Below are 5348 nucleotides of genomic sequence, written 5' to 3' on the forward strand. Positions count from 1 at the left end.
CGTCTCGAAACCCCGCGAGCGATCAAGCACACCGCCGGGTGGTTGAGGAGGTCGCGCAGCGACCGTCTCGAAACCCCGCGAGCGATCAAGCACACCGCCGGGTGGTTGAGGAGGTCGCGCAGCGACCGTCTCGAAACCCCGCGAGCGATCAAGCACACCGCCCGGTGGTTGAGGAGGTCGCGCAGCGACCGTCTCGAAACCCCGCGAGCGATCAAGCACACCCGGTTTCGAGACGTGCCCTAGCGGGCCCTCCTCAACCAGCGGAGCAGTTCAACCAGCCGAGTCTTCGCCGCGGCGCTTGAGGTACCGCTCGAACTCGCGCGCGATCGCCTCACCGGAGGCCTCGGGGAGCTCGGTGGTGTCCCGGGTCTCCTCGAGGGACCGCACGTACTCGGCGATGTCCTCGTCCTCCTCGGCCAGCTCGTCCACGCCGCGCTCCCACGCACGGGCGTCCTCGGGCAGGTCGCCCAGGGGGATGCTCACCTCGAGGAGGTCCTCGATCCGACCCAGGAGAGCGAGGGTGGCCTTGGGACAGGGCGGCTGCGCGACGTAGTGCGGCACGGCTGCCCAGTACGAAACGGCCGGGATGTCGAGGCGCACGCACGCGTCCTGGAAGACACCGACGATGCCGGTGGGCCCTTCGTACGTCGACGTCTCGAGCTTGAGCCGGTCGACCAGCTCCGGCTCGGTCGAGGTGCCGCTGACCGGGACCGGGCGGGTGTGTGGCGTGTCGGCGAGGAGCGCACCCAGCGTCACCACGATCTGCCCGCCGAGGTCGTCGGTCGCCGCGAGCAGCTCGGCACAGAACTGCCGCCAGCGCATGTTGGGCTCGATGCCGCGGATCAGGATCACGTCGCGGTGCAGGTCCGGCGGGCTGGCCACTGCGATCTGGGTGCTGGGCCAGGTGATCTGCCGGTGTCCGCGAGCATCGGTGCCGACGAGCGGCCGGTTGACCTGGAAGTCGTAGAACTCCTCGGGGTCAATGGCGCCGATGATGCGCGCGCCCCAGACCTTGATCAGGTGGTCGACGACCGAGGAGGCGGCGTCGGCAGCGTCGTTCCAGCCCTCGAACGCCGCGATGACGACCGGGTCCACCAGGTCCGGCACGTCCTCGATCTCGATCACGAACGCCACCCTATGACGCCGTTGCTCGAGTCCCGAGGGCCCTGGCGATTTCCCACCTCTTCGGCCGCGATGTCACGATGCGGGAAAGGCGTCCAGCCTGTGGGACGGTGTTCCTAGGCTGGTCGTCGTGCCCGTCGGCCCCAGGAGTGCCATGCCTGTCGATCTCCGCCCGGACGCCACCGAGGAGCTCACCGAGCTCCTGCGAAGGCGGATCGTGGTCATCGACGGTGCGATGGGCACCGCCATCCAGCGGGACCGGCCCTCGGAGGCTGGCTACCGCGGGGAGCGCTTCGCCGACTGGCCCAGCGACCTCCAGGGCAACAACGACCTGCTGGTGCTCACCCAGCCACAGATCATCGAGGCCATCCACCGCGAGTACCTCGACGCCGGCTCCGACATCATCGAGACCAACACCTTCAACGCCAACGCGATCTCGCTGTCCGACTACGGCATGGCGGAGCTCGCCTACGAGGTCAACTTCGAGGCCGCGCGGCTCGCGCGCCGGGTCGCCGACGAGGTCACCGATCGCACGCCGGACCAGAAGAGGTATGTCGCCGGGGCGCTGGGCCCGACCACGCGCACCGCCTCGATCTCGCCGGACGTCAACGACCCGGGTGCCCGCAACGTGTCGTTCGACCAGCTCGTCGCGGCTTACACCGAGGCCACTAACGGGCTGCTCGAGGGCGGCTGCGACCTCCTGTTCATCGAGACCATTTTCGACACCCTCAACGCCAAGGCCGCCATCTTCGCCGTCGAGACAGTGTTCGAGGAGCGCGGCCGCCGCTGGCCGGTCGTGGTCTCGGGCACGATCACCGACGCGAGCGGGCGCACGCTGTCGGGCCAGGTGACCGAGGCTTTCTGGGCCTCGATCCGACACGTCGCGCCGCTGGCGGTGGGACTCAACTGCGCCTTGGGGGCAAAGGAGATGCGCCCCTACATCGCCGAGATGGCGCGGGTCGCCGACACGTTCGTGTCGTGCTACCCCAACGCCGGCTTGCCCAACGCGTTCGGCGAGTATGACGAGACGCCAGACGAGACTGCCGCCACCGTCGCCGAGTTCGCTCAGGCCGGCTACGTCAACCTCGTCGGCGGTTGCTGCGGCACGACTCCCGACCACGTCGCGGCCATCGCGGCAGCCGTTGCGGACAAGGCCCCACGCGAGCCGGGAGCCCTCGACCCGGCCATGAGGCTGGCAGGTCTCGAGGCGTTCTCGATCACCGAGCAGAGCCTGTTCGTCAACGTCGGTGAGCGCACCAACATCACCGGCTCGGCCCGGTTCCGCAACCTGATCAAGGCTGGCGACTACGACACGGCGCTCGGCGTCGCGGCCCAGCAGGTGGTCAACGGCGCGCAGGTCATCGACGTCAACATGGACGAGGGCATGATCGACGGCATCGCGGCCATGGACCGCTTCCTCAAGCTGGTCGCCAGCGAGCCCGACATCAGCCGGGTGCCGGTGATGGTCGACTCCTCCAAGTGGGAGGTCATCGAGGCGGGCCTCAAGTGCGTCCAGGGCAAGCCGATCGTCAACTCCATCTCGATGAAGGAGGGCGAGGAGAAGTTCCGCGAGCACGCCAGGCTGTGTCGCAAGTACGGCGCGGCCGCGGTGGTGATGGCCTTCGACGAGGACGGCCAGGCCGACAACCTCGAGCGCCGCAAGGCCATCTGCGAGCGCGCCTACCGGATCCTGGTCGACGAGGTCGGCTTCGCACCCGAGGACGTGATCTTCGACCCCAACGTCTTCGCGGTCGCGACCGGCATCGAGGAGCACGCGTCCTACGGGCGCGACTTCATCGAGGCGACCCGCTGGATCAAGGCGAACCTGCCCGGCGCCAAGGTATCCGGCGGCATCTCCAACGTGAGCTTCTCCTTCCGTGGCAACAACCCGGTCCGTGAGGCGATCCACGCGGTGTTCCTCTACCACGCGATCAGCGCCGGGCTGGACATGGGCATCGTCAACGCCGGGGCACTCGCCGTCTACGACGAGGTCGAGCCCGACCTGCGCGAACGCATCGAGGACGTCGTGCTCAACCGGCGCCCGGATGCTGCCGAGCGGCTGCTCGAGATAGCCGAGAGCTACAACCGAGCAGCCGGAGTGGTCGACGATGCCGAGGAGGAGTGGCGCTCGCTGCCCGTCTCCGAGCGCATCACCCACGCCCTGGTGAAGGGGATCGACGCCCACGTCGAGTCCGACACCGAGGAGTTGCGTGCCGAGATCGCCGAGCGTGGCGGGCGTCCGCTCGAGGTGATCGAGGGCCCGCTGATGGACGGCATGAACGTCGTCGGCGACCTCTTCGGCTCCGGACGGATGTTCCTGCCCCAGGTGGTGAAGTCCGCGCGCGTGATGAAGCGGGCCGTCGCCTACCTGATCCCCTTCATCGAGCAGGAGAAGCTCGACAACCCCGAGCTGGCCACGGCCAAGGACACCAACGGCACCATCGTGATGGCCACCGTCAAGGGCGACGTCCACGACATCGGCAAGAACATCGTGGGTGTCGTGCTGCAGTGCAACAACTACGAGGTCATCGACCTCGGCGTGATGGTCCCGGCCCAGAAGATCCTCGACACCGCCCGCGAGATCGGCGCCGACCTGATCGGCCTCAGCGGCCTGATCACGCCCTCGCTCGACGAGATGGTGAGCCTGGCCAGTGAGATGCAGCGCCAGGAGTTCACCATCCCGCTGCTGATCGGCGGGGCCACCACGTCGCGCGCCCACACCGCGGTCAAGATCGACCAGAAGTACGACGGACCCGTGGTGTGGGTCAAGGACGCCTCGCGGTCGGTGCCCGTCACCGCGTCGCTGCTCAGCGACGAAAGGCGGCAGCAGCTGCTCGACGACGTGCAGGCCGACTACGACTCACTGCGAGCGCGTCACGCCGCCAAGAGCGACCGGCCGCTCCTCTCCCTGGAGCAGGCCCGCGAGCGAGCCACGCCGCTGGACTGGTCGACGTACCGTCCGCCCCGACCGCACCTGCTCCTGCAGCAGGACCACGCGGTCTCGCCGGTGGTGGGCTCTCCGCTGTCCGTGACCAGGCCGACCCAGCATGTGCGGGTCTTCAAGGGCTACGACCTCGCCGACCTGCGCCGCTACATCGACTGGCAGCCGTTCTTCAACGCCTGGGAGATGAAGGGGTCCTTCCCCGACATCCTCAACAACCCGGCCAGTGGCGCTGCCGCCCGCAAGCTCTACGACGACGCGCAGGAGATGCTGGACCGCATCATCGAGGAGCGCTGGCTCAGCGCCAACGGCGTGGTCGGCCTGTTTCCTGCCAACAGCGTGGGCGACGACATCGAGGTCTACCTCGATGAGTCCCGCGAGTCCCCGTCGGCCGTGCTCCACCAGTTGCGGCAGCAGGGCCAGCACCGCGAGGGCGTGCCCAACCGCTCGCTGTCGGACTTCGTGGCGCCGCGCTCGTCGGGGCTGAAGGACTACGTGGGCGCGTTCGCGGTCACCGCCGGACTCGGCGCCGCCGACCGGGTCACCGCGTTCCGCAAGGAGGTCGACGACTACAGCGCGATCCTGCTCGAGGCGCTGGCCGACCGGCTCGCCGAGGCGTTCGCCGAGCGGCTGCACGAGCGGGTCAGGCGCGAGCTCTGGGGCTACGCCCCCGACGAGCGTCTCGACAACGTGGGACTGATCAAGGAGCGGTACGCCGGGATCCGACCCGCTCCCGGCTACCCCGCCAGCCCCGACCACACCGAGAAGCAGGCGATCTGGAGCCTGCTCGACGTCGAGGTCCAGACCGGCATCGGCCTGACCGAGTCCATGGCGATGCAGCCGGGCGCCTCGGTCTCGGGCATCTACGTCGCCCATCCTGAGTCGCAGTACTTCGTGGTCGGGCGGATCGGCCGCGACCAGGTCGAGGACTACGCCGCCCGCAAGGGCTGGACGATCGCCGAAGCCGAGCGCTGGCTGTCGCCGAGCCTGGGCTATGACCCCGATGAGTGAGGATCCTCCGCTGGTCGAGGAAGGCGCGCTAGCGCCTGATCACGCTCCGCTGGTTGAGGAAGGCGCGTTGGCGCCTGTCTCGAAACCTGGCGACCCGACTGACGGTGGTTTCGAGACGGTCGCTGCGCGACCTCCTCAACCGAGGGGGTCTGCGCTGGTTGAGGAAGGCGCGTTAGCGCCTGTCTCGAAACCTGGCGACCCGACTGACGGTGGTTTCGAGACGGTCGCTGCGCGACCTCCTCAACCGAGGGGGTCTGCGCTGGTTGAGGAAGGC

2 protein-coding genes are annotated in these 5348 nt (G+C 68.6%); one reads left to right on the top strand and one right to left on the bottom strand.

Annotated features, from left to right (window positions below; genetic code table 11):
* Nucleotides 1-270 precede the first annotated feature (270 nt).
* Nucleotides 271-1125 carry a PAC2 family protein gene (locus tag ISU10_RS22545; RefSeq protein WP_194698704.1) on the bottom strand — a complete coding sequence of 285 codons (855 nt, stop codon included), beginning with the start codon at nucleotides 1123-1125 and terminating at the stop codon, nucleotides 271-273.
* A gap of 151 nt (nucleotides 1126-1276) precedes the next feature.
* Here ISU10_RS22545 and metH point away from each other — a divergent pair, with 151 nt between their 5' ends.
* The gene (gene metH, locus ISU10_RS22550) at nucleotides 1277-5074 is read left to right on the top strand and encodes a methionine synthase (RefSeq protein WP_194698705.1); all 3798 of its coding nucleotides are present in this window, start codon (nucleotides 1277-1279) and stop codon (nucleotides 5072-5074) included.
* The last annotated feature ends 274 nt before the right edge of the window (nucleotides 5075-5348 follow it).

It is taken from the genome of Nocardioides agariphilus (assembly GCF_015352445.1).
GTDB lineage: Bacteria > Actinomycetota > Actinomycetes > Propionibacteriales > Nocardioidaceae > Nocardioides > Nocardioides agariphilus.